This window comes from Paenibacillus sp. FSL H7-0690 (assembly GCF_037980415.1).
GTDB lineage: Bacteria > Bacillota > Bacilli > Paenibacillales > Paenibacillaceae > Paenibacillus_AQ > Paenibacillus_AQ odorifer.
This window is the reverse complement of record NZ_CP150281.1, coordinates 2,214,247-2,230,970: the sequence shown is the minus strand read 5'-3', so window position 1 is coordinate 2,230,970 and position 16,724 is coordinate 2,214,247. Positions and strand designations below refer to the sequence as shown.

The following is a 16,724-nucleotide window of genomic DNA, read 5'->3' as shown; positions in this document are numbered from 1 at the left end:
ACGGTAAAATAGACCGCCCTCTCTCACAAGGGATCGGTCTATTTCTGATCGTAGTACTATAAAATGTCGGACTGGCGGAAGGTTGAGATACAACGGACCGAGGTGCTCTTATTTTCTCATTATGAGGCGTTTTCCCAAGCTATCGGACTCCTACGCACTTATCTAGTCTTTTAAAAGCAAAATACTGCTACTGATGAGGGAATAAGTGCGATACGGTCCGATCACTCGACTAATTTCATTAAATAAAGAAAATAAGAGCTATACAGTCCGCAGGATCATGAATGTGTGATTCGAACGGACATGAGGTTAGTTTCACTAATTAAATCAGTTTCCAAATAAACCTTTCTGCTGCAAAATGTCTCGCGTATCGTTCCATAATTTATTTTCCATTACCTTATCTCCTCCCGGTTGTACGGGTACAATGGGATTGCCTGTCCCAACGTTAAAATATCCCCCACTGCTCTCTTGATACTTAGGATCGGTCATTAAACGAATAATGATCTCCGCTCCTTTACGAGGATCGCCAATACGAAAGAAATTCAATAAGTGCTTAAGCATCGAAGAAAACCAAAGTTCACGCCCGAGACCTGTAACGTTAAAACCCGGATTCAATGCATGAACACTGATTCCCGTTCCTGCCCAGCGGCGTGCAAGCTCACTGGTAAACATAATATTTAACAGTTTGGTTTTCCCATAAATCTCAGAAGATCCTCTGGAAGTAAAAGAAGCTGTATTGAGCAAATCTCCTGGCAACTTTAGTACTCCATGACGGCGTGAAGCTTCTGAAGCAACATTTATGATTTTTGCACTTCCTGCTGCTCTCAAAGAACGTTCTAAGGTATGTGTCAATAACCATGGTGCAAAATAGTTCACAGCCATCATTTCTGAGAATCCATCGGCAGTTATCCGCTGTTCAAATCCATGAAGCCCTGCGTTATTTATTAACACGTCTATCTTCGGAAAAACATTAGATATTTCTTGTCCTAACCTAGTGACATCCCTCATTGAGGATAGGTCTCCGTAAAAAAAACTAATTTCGGCTGCTGGTACGCTCTCCTTTATCATTTTTCCAGTTGCTTCCGAACGCGTTTTAGTCCTTGCAGTCAGAACAAGATGGGCACCTCGCTTAGCCATTTCAAGTGCAACGAGTTGTCCCAAACCGCTTGTAGCTCCAGTAATTACAATAATCGGCTTTGTCATCCTCTACATTCTCCTTTATATCAGGAATTCATCAGGGGCAATTTCATTTTGACAGCGTATTGTCCAAATCATATAATTGATATATATCAACTATATGTTGATGATTGACATATGTCAACTAAATAGATGTATGACAACTTTAAAATACAAGGTTAGGTGGTCAAAACAATGAATGCCGAACGTAAAGACACGTTGAGAGGGCAATTAGAACTGAAGCTAGGTGGACAAATTAGTGCCCTCATTAGTGCTTCGCATGCCCTAAATGTCAGAACTGCTGCCGCTTTCGATTCATCTATACAGCCTGCTGCTTTCCATATAGTCCGTTGGCTGTACTCTTATGGACCAACAAGCGCCTCTGTGTTGGCAGAATCAACGGCTATGGATCGTAGTTCAGTCAGCCGTCTCATCAAGCAACTCGAGAATTTAGGTTATGTTAGAAGAGAAGACTCTCCTAATGATCGTCGAGCGATCCTTCTTACTCTCACTGATCTTGGACGACAAAAAACCTTTGACGCGTTACAGGATAAGGAGTTCATATTTTATGAGCGCATAGCCCAATGGGATAATCAACAGCTTGAAACCTTTATCCAAATGCTTCAGGAGTTTAATGGATTTAATGATAATTAATAAATGGGAACAAAAAAAGAAACAGCATCTTGCTGTTTCTTTAGATATGGATTGTCTGTAATTGGAGTCAGCAATTGTCATTGATGTTCATGTTCGGCATGTTCATTATTGCACTGCTCAACTACCTCAAAAAGAAATAGACCGCCCTCTCGCAAAGGAATGCGGTCTATTTCCTGACTAAACTTCCGAAGCCGCCGCCCTTAAAAGCGGCTATTGCACTGGGAGTCGTGTTTCCGCACGACTCTCTTTGCATTGTACGTTTTATCTACCCAAACTATACCACGATCAAAACCAAATAAAAAGTCACTCTTCCCCAAACAGCAAAAAAACGGCATTTCTGCCGTTTCTTTAGGATGGACTCTCAGGGGCTCGAACCCTGGACAAATAGATTAAGAGTCTACTGCTCTACCAACTGAGCTAAGAGTCCATATGATGTTTGGTGGAGCCAAGGGGGATCGAACCCCTGACCTCATCGCTGCCAGCGATAGAGATGGTCTAGGTTTTAGAATGCTAATGCAGGAATAATCCTTATTATATAAGCATTTCCCCCGCCTATCTGAGGATATAAACAGTTCTTTTATGATACTTGGTGACGGTGTTTGTCCCCAGTTCGTCCCCATTAAAAGATGTAACATGTTTCCGCACTCCATATGTGTCGACTGACAAATATTGACAAATAGGGGAGAGGAACGCTGATTATTGTTCGTTTTGATGATTGATCAATGTTCAGTTCGCTTTTTATAATTGTCCACAAATCCCCCTTACTATAACATCAAATCTCGCTCTGATTATCCAAAAACGAATCGTCGTTATGGCAAAAGCGTTACAAGCCGATGCAGTAACATTACAACTTTTCATGGGGGATAAAAGCAGTGAAAGACTCAGGGTAGCAGGTGAGGGAAACAGATAGGCAAAAAGGGCAGGCTAAAGCTTAGCTAAGAGAGTAAATGCTGATTGACTATTTTTTATTTATCAATGACGTCTCCAATTTTTCTATGTACAGGTCTCCAATATAATATTTATTATTAGGTCCATATTCACTAAATTATCTTTGAATCACAAGTAACTTAGAGTTATCCATATAGTGTTACAAGCCAATGAAGATGCGTTACACCGTTTTACATTATATAGTAATTAGTGTATTTGTTATTGTTATACAGATATAGCTCCTTTATTCGATCATTTGAAAGAATAAAGGAGCTAGCTCATTATTTGTTAGCCACACTCATTCATAGGGATTCAAAATCGAGTATTACAGCTCTAACAGCTTATCTATCCACTTAGATTCCACCATTAATTCTACTTTCTGATTTACCATCACTTGTGATACGGTTCCCCTACCATCTAATCAGCGATAATTCTACTTACCTAAATTTATAGATAGTAAAAGCTAATGAAATGTTTCAATCGCTTTTATCTAAAAAGGTCCATTATATATTAGCACTATTCCTTTATTTCATTTGCTTCTTCATCTATTAGACCATGTTCGCCATTGTAAAAAGTATATTTAGTGTATAACTTATCAAATTGGGTTGGAGGTGTATTTTCAACGAGAATTATTTGATGATGATCACCTAATTCAACTAAAATTTTATAAAACTCTTCATAAACTTCAGGATCTCTAACTTGATTTTTTACTGAAGCTTCAGTATTATTTAAATCCTGATTTTCTTTCTTCAAAGTACCCACATACTTGCTAATTGAGTCTAGCATCAAGAATCCTGGGTGTCCTACAGCGTAACCAGCTTCCTTGCTATTGAGAATAGCACCTAAGTAAGATAGCTGCATACTTTCTAGCAATCCTCCACTTTCATGTGCATAAACGCTAGCTCCATTATAATATGGAATGAAATTTTCTCTATTAATGTAGGTATCTTCAAGAAATTCATATTTCAATCTAATCATGAATTGACGATACTCAAGATCAAGGAAATTAATAATCTTTTCCTTTTCCGCACCTTTAACCTGTAAAGCTGCTAGTTTCAATTTCAATTTCTCTTCTTTAATCCCTAGAGAAATAATAGAAGCTTCTTTTTCCTCGATTTTATGGTAAATCCTCATACTTTCTTTAAGGATTTCTTGATCTCTTGTTAGTCTGTTAATCATACTATTTAAAGTTTCTATTTGGGAAAGGAACGGAACTTCTGTTTTCTTGCTGAAAACCTTAATCGCTTCATCAAAAATTTCGCGTTTTTGATTTAGATTTGATATCTCATTATTTAGTTCTTCTACTTTCTTATTTTCAGTCTCTATTAAACCTGATACTAAAGTTTTTTTGCTTTCAATCTCCTTCCTAATCTTTTGTAAAATTTTTTCTGTTTCACCACTATTAAGGACTCCACTAGTATGATTATGCTTTATTTGTGAATTACACAAAGGACACTCAATTATTTGATCAGCAATAACTAACTTGTAATTTATATTTAATGTTTCTTCTATTTCTACAAGTTCCACGTCATATTCTTCTAACAACAACATTTTAGAAGAGACCGATAAGTTTAATAATTTTTCTTCTTTCCGAAAATTAAACACCTCATTAGAAATATTCTCTATATCTCTTTTGAGCTTAATATATAACTGGTTTTCTTTATTCTCATTAGACCTGCTATTTTGTACTACGTCTCCTTTTTCTATTTTTCTATTTTCTATTTCTTTTTCGACCTTCTCTATTTTGAGTTGTAGCTTAAGCGGATCTTCTGCATCTCTGTCCCTTAAATATGATTTTAAACCCACAATTTCTCTTTTTTCTTCTGAAATTTTGTTTTGGATCTCTACGAGTTTTTCATTTAAAGTGTCTTTATCCACCTCTATTAAGTTAAACATCATTTTAAATGCATGTGGATTTTTATTCGCTTTGAAAGTACTGTTATTTTCAAGAAAGTTATCAGTCCCTAAATCATGTTGGTGTATGTACACATATCTAAATATATCTCTGAACGAGACCACATCGATCTCTTTCTCTGTACTATGTTGCTTATGTCTGATTAATTTGTACTCATTAACACTTAACTTTTCCATAATTATATTCATTGCTTCTTTTATATATACTATTTTTGGAGTGAATTCATCTATTTTCACAAATGGGCAAAAATATAATTTTATTTTATCAAAATTCTTTTTTAAAGCCCTATTAAACGTAATTATGTCGTTATTAATTAGTGTCTCAAGATAGACCTGATCACAATAAGCATCTAACTCTTTCTGGACAGTTAAATCAATTTTGCTACCTTTACCAAGACAATAGTCAATTAAACTCAATATTAATGATTTTCCCGAAGTTTTTTCACCACTAATAATTGTGAGACCATCATTAAATTCAATTGTCCTTCTATACGAAATACCCTGTATAATTAACTTTTTCAAAATTATCCGACTCAAGATTTCCCCTCCTTTAATATTTTCAAATTTGAAAAGGTGTAATTCACCTTTTCAAAAGTTGATATATACTTTTCTTGTAATTCCTCAAAAAACACTGAGTTGTGTTCTATGTAGAACTCTTTTCCAGTATTTGATATCCTAATCTTAATATCATCTGTTTTTGTAGATAATTTAGCCTTTAAATCAATAAAATCTAAATTATTCATATGAATTATTATGTTACTTATCCTTGATTGAAATCGAAAAAATAAATTTGGTGATGTGGTTGTATTTATATCTTCAAAAATTTTAATAAAATTAAAATTTACAAGTGTAAAATAAAATACAATCTCTGAGATCGATACATATCGCTTGCTCTTTAATGAAATAGAATAAATTAAGCAAAGAACTTTCATTAATTCTAACTTTTCGTTCTCGAATAATAATTCAATGGATATCGGAACAGATAAATATTCATCTCTATCACTTAGCATCTATTGTCCCCCCACCATACTTCCAACTGCTCATCTTCTGCCAAAAGATGAATTAACCCTCTAATTTCATCTTCATCTGCTGAATTATCCTTTAATAATTGTTTAAGTCTCCCATCGTCTAAATTTTTTAAACTAGAATGTACAATTGATAAAAACTCCTCACTATTTCCATACCGCTTATAAGTATCCGCGTATCTTTCTTTATACTTAGTAAAAACCTTTCTCAGCATCATATCTATTATGTTTAACGGTATGGCTGCTCTCTTTAATTCTCGAATATATTCTTCAGAAGCAACATAAAATGCAGAACTGAGTTCGATTAAAGATTGATCAATCTGTTCTATCTTTAGCTTTTTATAAAAGAGATTATTAGCCATATCTTTTTGAAGATCGTCAATACCCGCACCTACTACAATTGTGGGAATAAGTGTACTCGTATCTTTCGCTTGAATGTTTACCATTGAACTTGAACCACTCATTGCCTGTAGAATTGCTCTTATACCATCTGCATGTGAAGATTCTTTTGTGCTATAAGGTATAGCAATCAACCCAAACTCCTCCCTAAGTTCTCTAACTTTTTCTGGGGTTGGGTCGGATAATATTATGTAATGCTTTGTCATAAAGAACTCTTTATGTTCTTTTATAAGTGTTCTAATAAACTGGTCATCAAATGAAAAACCCATAAAAAGTAGTTTTTTGGTACCTGTAACTAATTTTAAAATATTCTCATATTTCTTATCGTCATAAAGATTTCTGTAGCTTTCTTTACTGATAACTATTGTTCCATAGTTAGAAGTTGTGCCATGTAGTTGGCACACTCTTTTTTGATCAAACAAATTTTGAGTATTAAATTGTATTTCTTTTAATAAAATTGGAGTTAATTCGCATTGCAAATAGTTGTGTAATATATTTTCATAATTTGTAGTTAAGAAAAGCTTAAAGTCCATTTGTTTCAGATCCATATAGTTATGAAGCAAATCATTTTCCACTTTATTAATTTTTCTCTGTACAGTTACTGCTATATGTTCTTGAATATCTTCTTCTTGGACTGTTGTATATTTTTTCAAAGCATCAATTGCCTGCCAGTAATCGTATCTCTGTAAATCCTGTTCTACAGCTAACTTTACAAAAGACGTATCACCTACGGCGTATTTCTCAGCTATTCCCCTTATTAAACTACCCCAATCTGGCACATTAAAAGGTATAGATAACCCCGCACCGATAAAAGGAACAACTTTCTCTTCATTATAATCTTTACATAAATCATCTAAATGCACACTCATATATGTCTCCTCTTTCAAATGGGATAGCTCTCTTTCATTGTTTAATAGTACCAAATTATGTGAATGTTTCATAGTTGAGTTGAGCTTCGTTCATTTCCTAATTCAATATAATAAATATTTCGCTCTATTTGTGGTAAGGTTCATCCTATTTATAACTAAAAGGCAGTATTCTGTCCTGCTTCAAGAATACTGCCTTTTAATATCATTATCTTTTATTTAGTTTAGGTATTGCCTATTATTTGTCAACACGGTATATTGACACTCCACATGTGTTGGTTGCGTGCAACGGACGTATATAAATATTCTTCAATTGGTGCCCAACCACCATTGCATTCACGGTACACTTGGGCACCTCACACCCTAGCTTTAAACGTGACCATTGCATCTGATACATCAGTAATCCTAAGAATAAAATCCAAATTGCTCTTTTGTACAAATGTGTTTTCGCTATAAAAAAACAATTTATTCTTATCGTGAGATTTTTTCAATATATTAATCAGTAACAAAAAATTATCCTTTTGAATACTATCGAATTTTGATATCGAATGAATTAATTCTTGAACAATTTTTCCGTTTTCCAATTCACCATTTAGTTCTTCGATATATGAAAAAAATCTTCCTAATAACCCCACTACAACATCGCTAATTTGTATGAATCTATCTTCAGTAGAATCTTTGAATGCAAAATTTCTACTTTCCTTGAAATTAATATCTGAAGTTGTATTAATTATTTTCTCTATCTCTAATTCTTCATCAAATAAATGAAATGAATTTATAAATATATCAGGTTTAATCAGGTAAAAGTTCGAATAATCAGTAACAATATATTCATCCTTACCTAACCCAGCAAATTTATTACCATCTTTCACCTTATCAAACAATTTCCACAATTCATCATAATGGATCACTCTTCCAAATTCTTCAAATTCATCACTTGGAGGAGGGAGGTTAGATTTTAAGGGTTTTAAAAAGGTAACCCATTCTCCACAAAAATCTGTTATAGATTCCGTATGAATTTTAGGATAATCATACTTTGTTAGTATTTCGCAAACTTTATCTATGTTGCTAGACATGAGTTTATAAAGGGTGTGTCCGTGCATAAGTTCTGAGCCTCTAATATTCTCACTATCTATATTTTTATCAATTATTATCTTCAAAATGTCATTAACAATAACATGTAAATTATCAACATTTATAAAATGAATATACATTTCATTTTCAGAAATCCATTTCAAGAGTATATTTAGTTTTTTTGATCTCAAAGATTCAATAAAAGTTGACTTTAAAATATGTTTAGATTTTATCTCACCAATATTTTTTTGCAACTTTAGTTTGTCTTTTAAATCTTCAGGATTTCCAATACATTTTTTTTCATCAATAACTAATCCTCCCAATATAAAATTTTTATTCACAGGGGAATTAAAACTATTTTGTTTTATCCAAAATCTCCTTGGGTTATTTGTTTCATCGTAATAAAATTTGAGTTTTGCATTTATATCACTACCACTATCAACAATACTTTTTCTAAGACTATCAAATTTTTCATCAGATATTTCTTTATTAATTCTATTAAATTCGTTTAGCAATAATCCTCCTATTTGCTTTTCTTTAAAAGAATTATCTTTATCTGTTACTTTGTTCCCCAATAATGCTACTATGTCTAATTTCAATTTCTCTTTTAGTTCCCTATCAAATTTTTGTAAAAATATAATTTCGTCAAAATTTTCACTTTTATCTTTATCCTCTTTTATTATTTCGTTAAATAATCGAAGTATGAATGAATCCAATTGTTTTTCAGAAAGATCATTTGTTTGTTTTGATCTTTCAAAACTATTAAAAAACCGCAAAACGATATCTTTAAACCTCACCAATATTACATCCTCTCTATATAATCCTAAGGACTAGTCGATCGATCTGAAGCATCGTCTTTATGTGAAGAACTCTTCTCCCCAATCATTATCGGAACATTAACCTAAATATATTACACCATACATTGGTAATTCATTTCATTTCGATGAGTATGTTTGCTCCTAGTAGCTGAGTAAATGTGTACTGCCTGATATTGATAAATAGACAATCATTTAGTTGTAAATCATTCCCGAGTTTCCTATGGCAAACACCCGCTCCCTAAATGAAGACAAAAAAAAGACCCTCTCAATGAAGAGAGGCTCGCACATTAACTTCTTACTCGTATTACCGTTCCAAACTAATAGTGAAACACACTCCATATACTTTCTTAAGCAAATCTGTCACGTCTCATTAATTCATTTTCATACCATCAATATTAAACACTCCATATGTGTGGAGTAAGGAGAGTCATCACATATAGCAACAATTAACTGGGATGCCTGAACCCGTTTAACGCCAAGAGATAATAAACATAGCCTAACCATCCGATAATATTCGAAAGGATAAGGCTATTTATTTCTACTAACTTAATATGGTCCTAAAAACCGAGTACCATTGAAATGTATAAGATATGATGGGGCATCGGCAATCCAAACTTAGGTCTACCAAGCTATGACTCTTTAATAACGCGCCATTACAGAACGATTTGGAAAAGCAGTAACGCAAACAATTCCTGCTGTAGAATTCCTGAACAACTTTGCTAACTCATCATGACGTTTACTGTCAACGGGTCCATGACTTGTCACTGACTCGATCAACAACAACCAGGCTTTCTCAGGATAATAAATCACAACTTCAGGCATCTTTCCATGTGAGTCAACACTAACTCCAAGGTTACTTAACAAATTCTCATCGAAATATTTGCAGCCTGTTTCGCCCGCGTAAATAAGAACCCCCGGGCACATAACACGCGGCGAAATCCTCGATGATAGCTTTTATTAACTCGCTATGCTTGTTATTTCTTCCCCATATGCTGTAAATAAGAGTTCCAACTACCTGCTAAAATTCCGGATTGCTCTCCTAGAGAGTGTTAGGCTGAAATACATAAGCCGCGGCAAACTCAAAAAGATAATAATAAAAAGAACCTTTTCCATGTAGACAACCCGATAAAGAGTCGTACTATTCGAAATAGGTTCTTATATTACTTGCTTTTCAAGAAACTGGAATCACCACTTACTCTAATCTTGAAAAGTTTAGCTGAACAATAAACTCTTCTAAGGCTAAACCTGTTGATTTACAAAACTCCATAAGATCCAACCAGAAATCCCAACCACTTCTAAACTTATGAATATATACAACATATGTATTTAGTTCATCATCTTTATCAACATCCGAAATGAACCCATACTTACTTAATAAATCGTAATGTTCTTTAACTCCCTTTGCATCCGCAGTAACTTTCTCAATCTCATGAAGTATTACTCTATTGCCCCAAGTAGAAGGTGATGAACGTCTAACCATTATGTTAAAGACGGTTCGTGTATCTGGCGGAAGTTCTCTTAATCGATCAACCCACTCGTTAATTTCTTTTGAAGTTATAAGTGCTTCTTCCAAGCTATATCCCCAGCCAAAATGGTCAACTAACTTTTTCGAATAAGTTGTGTATGAATATTCTTGCAATAGAGTTAGATCACCTATAGAACTTTGTAACTTCGAGATAATGTCAGCAAACTTCGATTCATGATCACGTTTCATTTGTACTAGCATAGTAACTGGGTACCTTTCAACATTGTTTGTAGCAACGTGGTGATCATAACAAAGAATTAACAAGTTTTCAAATGATCGTCTTTCTTCGTTGCTCTGTTCAGGATTAAATCTCTCTCCACCTGGCTCAGCAGCTTCGATATGGCAGATTTGTCCTACAAACTCTCCATCACTATTCATCATAGGTCTTACACAACCTGGAAATGCACATTGATTACCTGATTTTAGGTATAACTCCCTCAGTACATCTTTAGTTGGGACAAGTCTTTTTCCAGTCTCGTTGACCATTTCAATATCCCCTAACTTAAAATATCTTTATTACCCTAAATCGACACCATACTCAACTACTTCTCTCAAATCTCTTTAAAACATAGGTCCCCAAGGTGAATAAATCAACGGCATCTTCTTCTGACATGTTCCATTCCACTTTAGCAGAATGCACCGTTGGCTTCCTAAATGATCACATTCATTAGCCAATTGATACTTACTTACTTCAAGTTGCTCACGCTCACAAGAAATTAACTAGAGTGACCTAATATAGGATATTGCAGTTTGAAAGTCATTAATTATTTCCTCTGTCATGTTTCTATCCGGGACTACACTTGAATGGGCAATCTTATGTCGATAATTTTTCCTGTGTTGGTCTATCAAACCCCATAATGTAGAGTTGTCAGTTACGAAAGAAGAGCCTGTAAACCTTTTCATAAACACATCACATCTCTGCCTGAAATTGGTCTCTGTCTTAGCTAATTCTGCTTCAATGTCAGTTTGAGTCATTCCGCTAGCTGCCATTTTTTCTGCAAGTTTTTTCTCAACTGTGATCTCTAGGGCAGCTGAACTTTCGATTACAGCAGATCGATATTCTAATCTATACCATAAACTTCTTGCCACTAATATTAGTTCATCTTCTACAGGCATTTCCGAGTTATTCTTCAATCTTTCTTTTAGCAATACTAGATCACCGGGCTCAATTTCAGGATATTTCTTTTTACTCGGCACAATACTAGTTACTAATCCTGCAAAAGTTGTACTATCATAGAAGTTCTCATCAAGGTAATCTTGAATTAGTGTTCCTTCCAAAATATTAGCATCCAGCTTATGAACCCAGAAGTGTCCTCGCAAATTAGAATAATGTCTTACTAGTGAATTCAAAGCATCATAGAATGCATATACATTATGAAGATTTGCAAATACACCTTCTATTAAAATTCTTTCTTTAATTCCTTTCAACTGTTCTTGTGTCAATATTTCAAATTGACTATTGGCTTTAGTGTGTAAGTCATCGCTATCAGTGTAATTATTTTTGTTCCTAAGCATGATTGACTTTAACTTTTCAATACACTGCTCATCGATGATGCTTTCTAATTCCGCCTCACTAAATGAGTACTCTTTCTCAAATGTACAACTAACAAAAGTTTTGCAATCACTAAATGCATAATTCGAAATCCTATTGTTTTGAATGATATCCTGCAAGGTTTCTTTATCTCCCGCATACAAATCTTTTCCAGAATGTTCAACAAACCTTGCAGTATGAACATAATACCAATCGGAATTAAGATTTAGCTTAACTATTCCCGCTGAAGTGTCAATCTCATACTCTCCATCAGGAAGCTCAATCATAAAAGGTAGTTCATTTGTGAATATAGTTCGTAACTTCATACTGCTCCCCCACTCCGTTTCTCGAATAGCACAAATAACGTCCTAGAAATCAAATACATACCTATCCTTCATTCGTCCTAGCATCATGTTCGATCCTCATTTATTAGTTATTATATCCTGTATATAAAAATGACTTCAATGATTACTATCCGCTCAATATTTAATCTACACATTCTATATTTCTACAAAGTCTTCCTAAAACCTTCAAATATGTTAATTTTGTCCGACAAAAGAAAAGAGACAATGCATGGGCGCTGTCTCTGTCTACATAGGTGCGTTTACCTTTATATCAGGCAAATACCTTATTCACTTTTTTTTATAGCTGATACCATTAATGTAATCAACTACGTTCTCGTGCAGTTCTGAATACAACTTTTTACTTTTATCAGGAATGTCCTTTTCACTATTATTTTTATATTTCCTAATTACGCCATCATTTTTCCTGGCTCTTTTCATTGAAAATGTATCATGTACGATGTAGTTTCTAATCGCTGTAAGGTTCGAACCTTTACGATTAATAATAAGGTGTGAACATAGCGATCTTTCAAGTTCGTACTTTAAAAAAGGCTTTGACTGAATCTGTTCATAAATATCCTTCAATAATTGTTCGACAATTGCACATAGCTCTACGGTAAAGGCTGCATACTTTCGATCTTTACGTTCTTCAAAAAGCACATTTTTATCATCATCAGACCATCCAAGAAAGTCGATTCCTTCATATATATAGTCTGACAACTCTGACTCTTGCTTTTTTGTACGATTAACAAGCATATCAAATTCTTTAATTCTACTCTATTATGTCTGACGACTCAACTTGTTTCAATTTTGGATTGGGAGTGGCTTTAGAGGTGCCGAGTTAAATGGCACCATTTCTTTTTTATATGATTGTTATATCTTGCATGAATTAGTGAAGGTAAAAATAAAGTTGTAGATTTCCTCTATAGATTTACTGTCTAATATACAATGAAGCAATAAAAATTCACAGTCAAGGAGAGCTAGAATACAAATGCAAGGATAAGACTAAAAACAATAGAATACTGAACAGAAACAGAACGTTGATTTCCGCTACATTAACGACAAATCTAGTAATAAGGTATAAACGACGATCTTTTTCTCGCCATCTATCCACCAACTCATTTAAACCACTTAGCCCATCATAGGTGATAGCATTATGAAGATTTCCTTAATCAATTAGATGTTTATATTGTCAGCCACTACTCAGATTCGTTACAAAACCAAAGGTTTATTATCTGCGAAAATAGAATTCCCTCGGGTTTACGATCCTTATTTATCGCAATTTCAAAATAAAGGCAGTATAGTTCTTATTATTTGAGAACTATACTGCCTTTATTTTGTAATGGTCAGACTATAAACTTTTGTAGTCCTTCTATGTTGGTAGTCTTAGCGTAACCATAGATAATACCAACACTATATTTCACCCTAGTTAATGCTACATACAATTATGATCGACTAGTCGGCGTTAGTTCAAAATTGTGTCTTTTATCTATCTAATAAAATGCTGTGTTGAATAGATCAAAGATATTTCGTAGTTACACCCTTAGATTCACCAAAATTCACGCTCTTATACTTGTTATTGACCGTTTCTCTAAACAAATCGACCAATAAAATTTGGTCAAAACAAAACATTCAATTCAATAGGTTAGTATATATTTTCTTAATCGTTTTGAGTATTGATTTTAGAGAAATATTGATCAGAACAACTCTTAACTAAAGTCAATCTATGTGACTCATAAATTTTTAGTATTTGATTTAAAACAAATATTCGTTGAACAATATCCTCAGCAAAAAAGTTCATTTGTCTCTTAAAATAGTTTATTTTATTTTGTTCTGGCAATGGATATTTTGTTTGTTTTTCGTATATCTTAAGCACTTGTAGATGTAATTCATAAACATCATTGTAACTCATAGTGCACCTCTTTGATTAATAGAATTAGATATATCTGTAATTATCATCTTAGTAATATTTCATTTTTCAAGTGATATATCTTTTATTCTATTATTGCCAAAAAGATAGACTTATATAACCTTTCTAACGACTACAATTAAATCTTATAAAGTATTACTGTTCTATGAAGTTATATTTCATGTTTCAAAGTTCTAATTCGTAAAGTCTTATTAAAACCAAGATATAAAAAAGACAAGGATTTTAGTCCTCGTCATTAAATATACTTACTATCTAATTTTTTGAATAAAGTCAATCAACTAAACCAAGCCTTTGGGCTTCTTCTAGAATTTCCATCGCAGAAGAAATCTTACCACTATTAACTTCTAGGGGGTTGAAATCCTTCATCATAAATTTCATATTCGTTTTAAGTGTTGCATTTTCTTGAGACATGGTTTCATGCATCGCTTGCAATTTAGCATTTTCCTTTTTCAAATCATATATCAATATTTCTTGATCGTTCAGAAAAGAAAAAGTTTTCTTCCAATCCATCTCATTGTTCAGCTTATTTACAGATATCCCTTCTTGGATTAAGAATGTATCATCTCCTTTTCCAGCGTAGGAACCTAAATTAAAAGCTTTTAGTTCAGATTCATACTTAACACGAGTAAAACTATAAAAGCGTACTGAAACGGCCGCAATAGTTCGACCTGTTTTTTGTGAATATTCAAGAAAGGCCTTTTTTCTATTTCGTCCTTGTTGTAAATTATTAATTACTATGTTAAGCAAAAATTCATCTTGTTCTTTACTCCATCTTTCTTTTAAATTCACCTCATCCAAAGATATCCCTCCTATTTAGCACTCTATTAATATAGGCGAAATTTTACTAGTTTATTCAGAATATTTGTGACTTTAATAAACTTCTGTAAATTCGTGCAAACAAAATTAACCTTTGCATCTGCACCATTCATTGATTAAAATTCTATCAAACAATATTCTTCTACGAACTCTAAAATAAGGAATTTGCTTTTCTTTAACCATGGCATATACGGTATCCATTGACACCCCCAGAAAACACGCAACTTCCCGAACCGATAAAACCTCCTTAACAGGATTATCTAGGTTTACAGGTTCCATTTCATTTAATTCATTAATATCGAGTTCACTCATCCACACCTGAAGAATTTGTAACAACTCTTGCTGCTTTATACTTAATGGTTTATTCTCCACAAAAAATCAGCCTCCTTATTAAAGGAGGCTTGACAATTTATACGATGTTACTCCTTTGGACTTATTGAAGTCCTCTTCCTTCTTCAAATAACTAAGTAGTGATAGTAATTCAACTCTTTGCTAGTGGATTAAAGTTTACTTCCATAAACTCTGGCGGCATTATTTTTAATTGGTTTCCTCCAATTATTGCTAAATTTAAATGAGTTAAGATAACAGTTTTAACATATCCTGTTTTTTTAACTCTATCTCCCAGAAATTTAATCAGTTCCCGAAAAACGCCAAATCTTTGACATTCATCTACATATTCTAATATGAAATCACCATTTTTTGACTCTAAACGAAGATGCAACTCAACACCATCGAAAATTAATATTATTGGAAGTACATCGTGGTATACGCAGGAATTAATATTCTGAAGTTTATTCAAAAGCTCATCTTTATTAACAATTTGATATTCGGTTACTGTATAATGGCTTATTGTCCATTCTTGACTTGGATTCTCTTGCTCTAACCAACTTACTGGAACTCTCATCATAACGGCTAATAGAGCAATAATTCTCGCATCTATTTCGAATTCTCCAGGAACAGGAATCACATCCCTTATTAACGCTTCTCTTTTTTCCTTTTTCTTTTCATTTGCCACAAAAATCCCTATAAACTTTCTCATTTGGTCCCTATGTATACGAAAGTAATTGGAAAGTTCCCTCACTGTATATCCCAGGATTTCATACCTGCTGAGAACAATGCGACGATGATTAAGATCCAATTTCAATAGAAATTTACAATATAAGTCCATCTCGTATCGTCTTACCCAGTCCAGTTCGGGCCACGGTTTACTATATCTACCCGCCCCATCCCTTTTCTTATTGAAGTACACCTCAACAGTCATTTTTCCAGTGATAACTTCTCTAATATAACCCACATATTCTTCAGCATTATTTCTGTGGCCTGCATTCTTTGGTTTATCCATCATTCAATCACCAAATGAATCATAAACCAACATTATCCCGTTTTCTATATTGGACTTATATAAGTCCATAAGGTTAATAAGCTACTCAAAGGCTACCCTAATTATATAAAAGGTCAGTACGATAACTTTAAAACATGCTAAGTCCAAATTAAGAGTTGATTGCAGTTTATTGTTTGAATGAAACTGGAGAATGCGCATCGTACCATCCTCCTTTCTTATTCAGTGTAGGGTAAAGCAGTATTGAATTTCTTAAAACAAAAAGGAATATCTGTGGTAATAACCAAAAATACTCCTTTATCACTTTAACGCATTATCGCTTTCATTAACTAAAAGAAGATTACCATTAATCGCATTTAATGTGCCCTCACTGGTATAAATTGGATAAAAGT

Annotated in this window: 14 protein-coding genes and 1 tRNA gene; 1 reads left to right on the top strand and 14 read right to left on the bottom strand. The window is 33.6% G+C overall.

The features are described 5' to 3' along the window. Window positions 1–324: 324 nt before the first annotated feature. Window positions 325–1,200: an SDR family NAD(P)-dependent oxidoreductase gene (locus tag MHI32_RS09645; RefSeq protein ID WP_340012244.1), complete on the bottom strand. Its 876-nt coding sequence runs from the start codon at window positions 1,198–1,200 to the stop codon at window positions 325–327. A 168-nt stretch (window positions 1,201–1,368) separates the two neighbouring features. On the opposite strand from MHI32_RS09645, the gene MHI32_RS09640 reads away from it, so the two are divergent. After that, on the top strand, window positions 1,369–1,827 hold the full coding sequence (locus MHI32_RS09640; RefSeq protein ID WP_076184289.1) for a MarR family transcriptional regulator: 459 nt from the start codon (window positions 1,369–1,371) through the stop codon (window positions 1,825–1,827). Between the two features lie 354 nt (window positions 1,828–2,181). Here MHI32_RS09640 and MHI32_RS09635 read toward each other — a convergent pair. The 13 genes from MHI32_RS09635 to MHI32_RS09575 form a co-directional block, all read right to left on the bottom strand. Beyond that, window positions 2,182–2,254: transfer RNA gene (locus MHI32_RS09635), tRNA-Lys, on the bottom strand. A 1,016-nt stretch (window positions 2,255–3,270) separates the two neighbouring features. Further along, window positions 3,271–5,205 (bottom strand): AAA family ATPase, encoded by a 1,935-nt coding sequence (locus tag MHI32_RS09630; RefSeq protein WP_340012243.1) that lies wholly within the window; start codon window positions 5,203–5,205, stop codon window positions 3,271–3,273. Continuing rightward, window positions 5,202–5,678: a hypothetical protein gene (locus MHI32_RS09625; RefSeq protein WP_340012242.1), complete on the bottom strand. Its 477-nt coding sequence runs from the start codon at window positions 5,676–5,678 to the stop codon at window positions 5,202–5,204. Before MHI32_RS09625 ends, MHI32_RS09630 begins: the two co-directional genes overlap by 4 nt. Next, complete coding sequence (locus MHI32_RS09620) at window positions 5,672–6,961, bottom strand: ABC-three component system protein (RefSeq protein WP_340012241.1); 1,290 nt, start codon at window positions 6,959–6,961, stop codon at window positions 5,672–5,674. Before MHI32_RS09620 ends, MHI32_RS09625 begins: the two co-directional genes overlap by 7 nt. 353 nt (window positions 6,962–7,314) lie before the next feature. After that, window positions 7,315–8,829 carry a DUF3800 domain-containing protein gene (locus MHI32_RS09615; protein ID WP_340012240.1) on the bottom strand — a complete coding sequence of 505 codons (1,515 nt, stop codon included), beginning with the start codon at window positions 8,827–8,829 and terminating at the stop codon, window positions 7,315–7,317. Between the two features lie 660 nt (window positions 8,830–9,489). Continuing rightward, window positions 9,490–9,774: a BsuBI/PstI family type II restriction endonuclease gene (locus tag MHI32_RS09610; protein WP_340012239.1), complete on the bottom strand. Its 285-nt coding sequence runs from the start codon at window positions 9,772–9,774 to the stop codon at window positions 9,490–9,492. Between the two features lie 268 nt (window positions 9,775–10,042). Continuing rightward, the gene (locus tag MHI32_RS09605) at window positions 10,043–10,861 is read right to left on the bottom strand and encodes a hypothetical protein (RefSeq protein ID WP_340012238.1); all 819 of its coding nucleotides are present in this window, start codon (window positions 10,859–10,861) and stop codon (window positions 10,043–10,045) included. Window positions 10,862–11,095: 234 nt separating this feature from the next. Then, window positions 11,096–12,232 (bottom strand): hypothetical protein, encoded by a 1,137-nt coding sequence (locus MHI32_RS09600; protein ID WP_340012237.1) that lies wholly within the window; start codon window positions 12,230–12,232, stop codon window positions 11,096–11,098. 306 nt (window positions 12,233–12,538) lie between these two features. Next, the gene (locus MHI32_RS09595) at window positions 12,539–13,003 is read right to left on the bottom strand and encodes a hypothetical protein (protein ID WP_340012236.1); all 465 of its coding nucleotides are present in this window, start codon (window positions 13,001–13,003) and stop codon (window positions 12,539–12,541) included. Window positions 13,004–13,907: 904 nt separating this feature from the next. Then, entirely contained in the window at window positions 13,908–14,159 is a 252-nt protein-coding gene (locus MHI32_RS09590) for a hypothetical protein (RefSeq protein WP_340012235.1), read from the bottom strand. A gap of 288 nt (window positions 14,160–14,447) precedes the next feature. After that, a complete protein-coding gene (locus MHI32_RS09585; RefSeq protein ID WP_340012234.1) occupies window positions 14,448–14,975 on the bottom strand; it encodes a hypothetical protein in 528 nt (175 codons plus the stop codon). A 105-nt stretch (window positions 14,976–15,080) separates the two neighbouring features. Next, complete coding sequence (locus tag MHI32_RS09580; protein ID WP_340012233.1) at window positions 15,081–15,365, bottom strand: helix-turn-helix domain-containing protein; 285 nt, start codon at window positions 15,363–15,365, stop codon at window positions 15,081–15,083. A gap of 109 nt (window positions 15,366–15,474) precedes the next feature. After that, window positions 15,475–16,335 carry a hypothetical protein gene (locus MHI32_RS09575; RefSeq protein WP_340012231.1) on the bottom strand — a complete coding sequence of 287 codons (861 nt, stop codon included), beginning with the start codon at window positions 16,333–16,335 and terminating at the stop codon, window positions 15,475–15,477. Between the last annotated feature and the right edge of the window lie 389 nt (window positions 16,336–16,724).

Bases quoted from the DNA above. Each gene is read 5' to 3' on its own strand.
- MHI32_RS09645 (WP_340012244.1), bottom strand. From the start codon at position 1,200: ATGACAAAGCCGATTATTGTAATTACTGGAGCTACAAGCGGTTTGGGA.
- MHI32_RS09640 (WP_076184289.1), top strand. From the start codon at position 1,369: ATGAATGCCGAACGTAAAGACACGTTGAGAGGGCAATTAGAACTGAAG.
- MHI32_RS09625 (WP_340012242.1), bottom strand. From the start codon at position 5,678: ATGCTAAGTGATAGAGATGAATATTTATCTGTTCCGATATCCATTGAA.
- MHI32_RS09620 (WP_340012241.1), bottom strand. From the start codon at position 6,961: ATGAGTGTGCATTTAGATGATTTATGTAAAGATTATAATGAAGAGAAA.
- MHI32_RS09610 (WP_340012239.1), bottom strand. From the start codon at position 9,774: ATGTGCCCGGGGGTTCTTATTTACGCGGGCGAAACAGGCTGCAAATAT.
- MHI32_RS09605 (WP_340012238.1), bottom strand. From the start codon at position 10,861: ATGGTCAACGAGACTGGAAAAAGACTTGTCCCAACTAAAGATGTACTG.
- MHI32_RS09600 (WP_340012237.1), bottom strand. From the start codon at position 12,232: ATGAAGTTACGAACTATATTCACAAATGAACTACCTTTTATGATTGAG.
- MHI32_RS09595 (WP_340012236.1), bottom strand. From the start codon at position 13,003: ATGCTTGTTAATCGTACAAAAAAGCAAGAGTCAGAGTTGTCAGACTAT.
- MHI32_RS09590 (WP_340012235.1), bottom strand. From the start codon at position 14,159: ATGAGTTACAATGATGTTTATGAATTACATCTACAAGTGCTTAAGATA.
- MHI32_RS09575 (WP_340012231.1), bottom strand. From the start codon at position 16,335: ATGGATAAACCAAAGAATGCAGGCCACAGAAATAATGCTGAAGAATAT.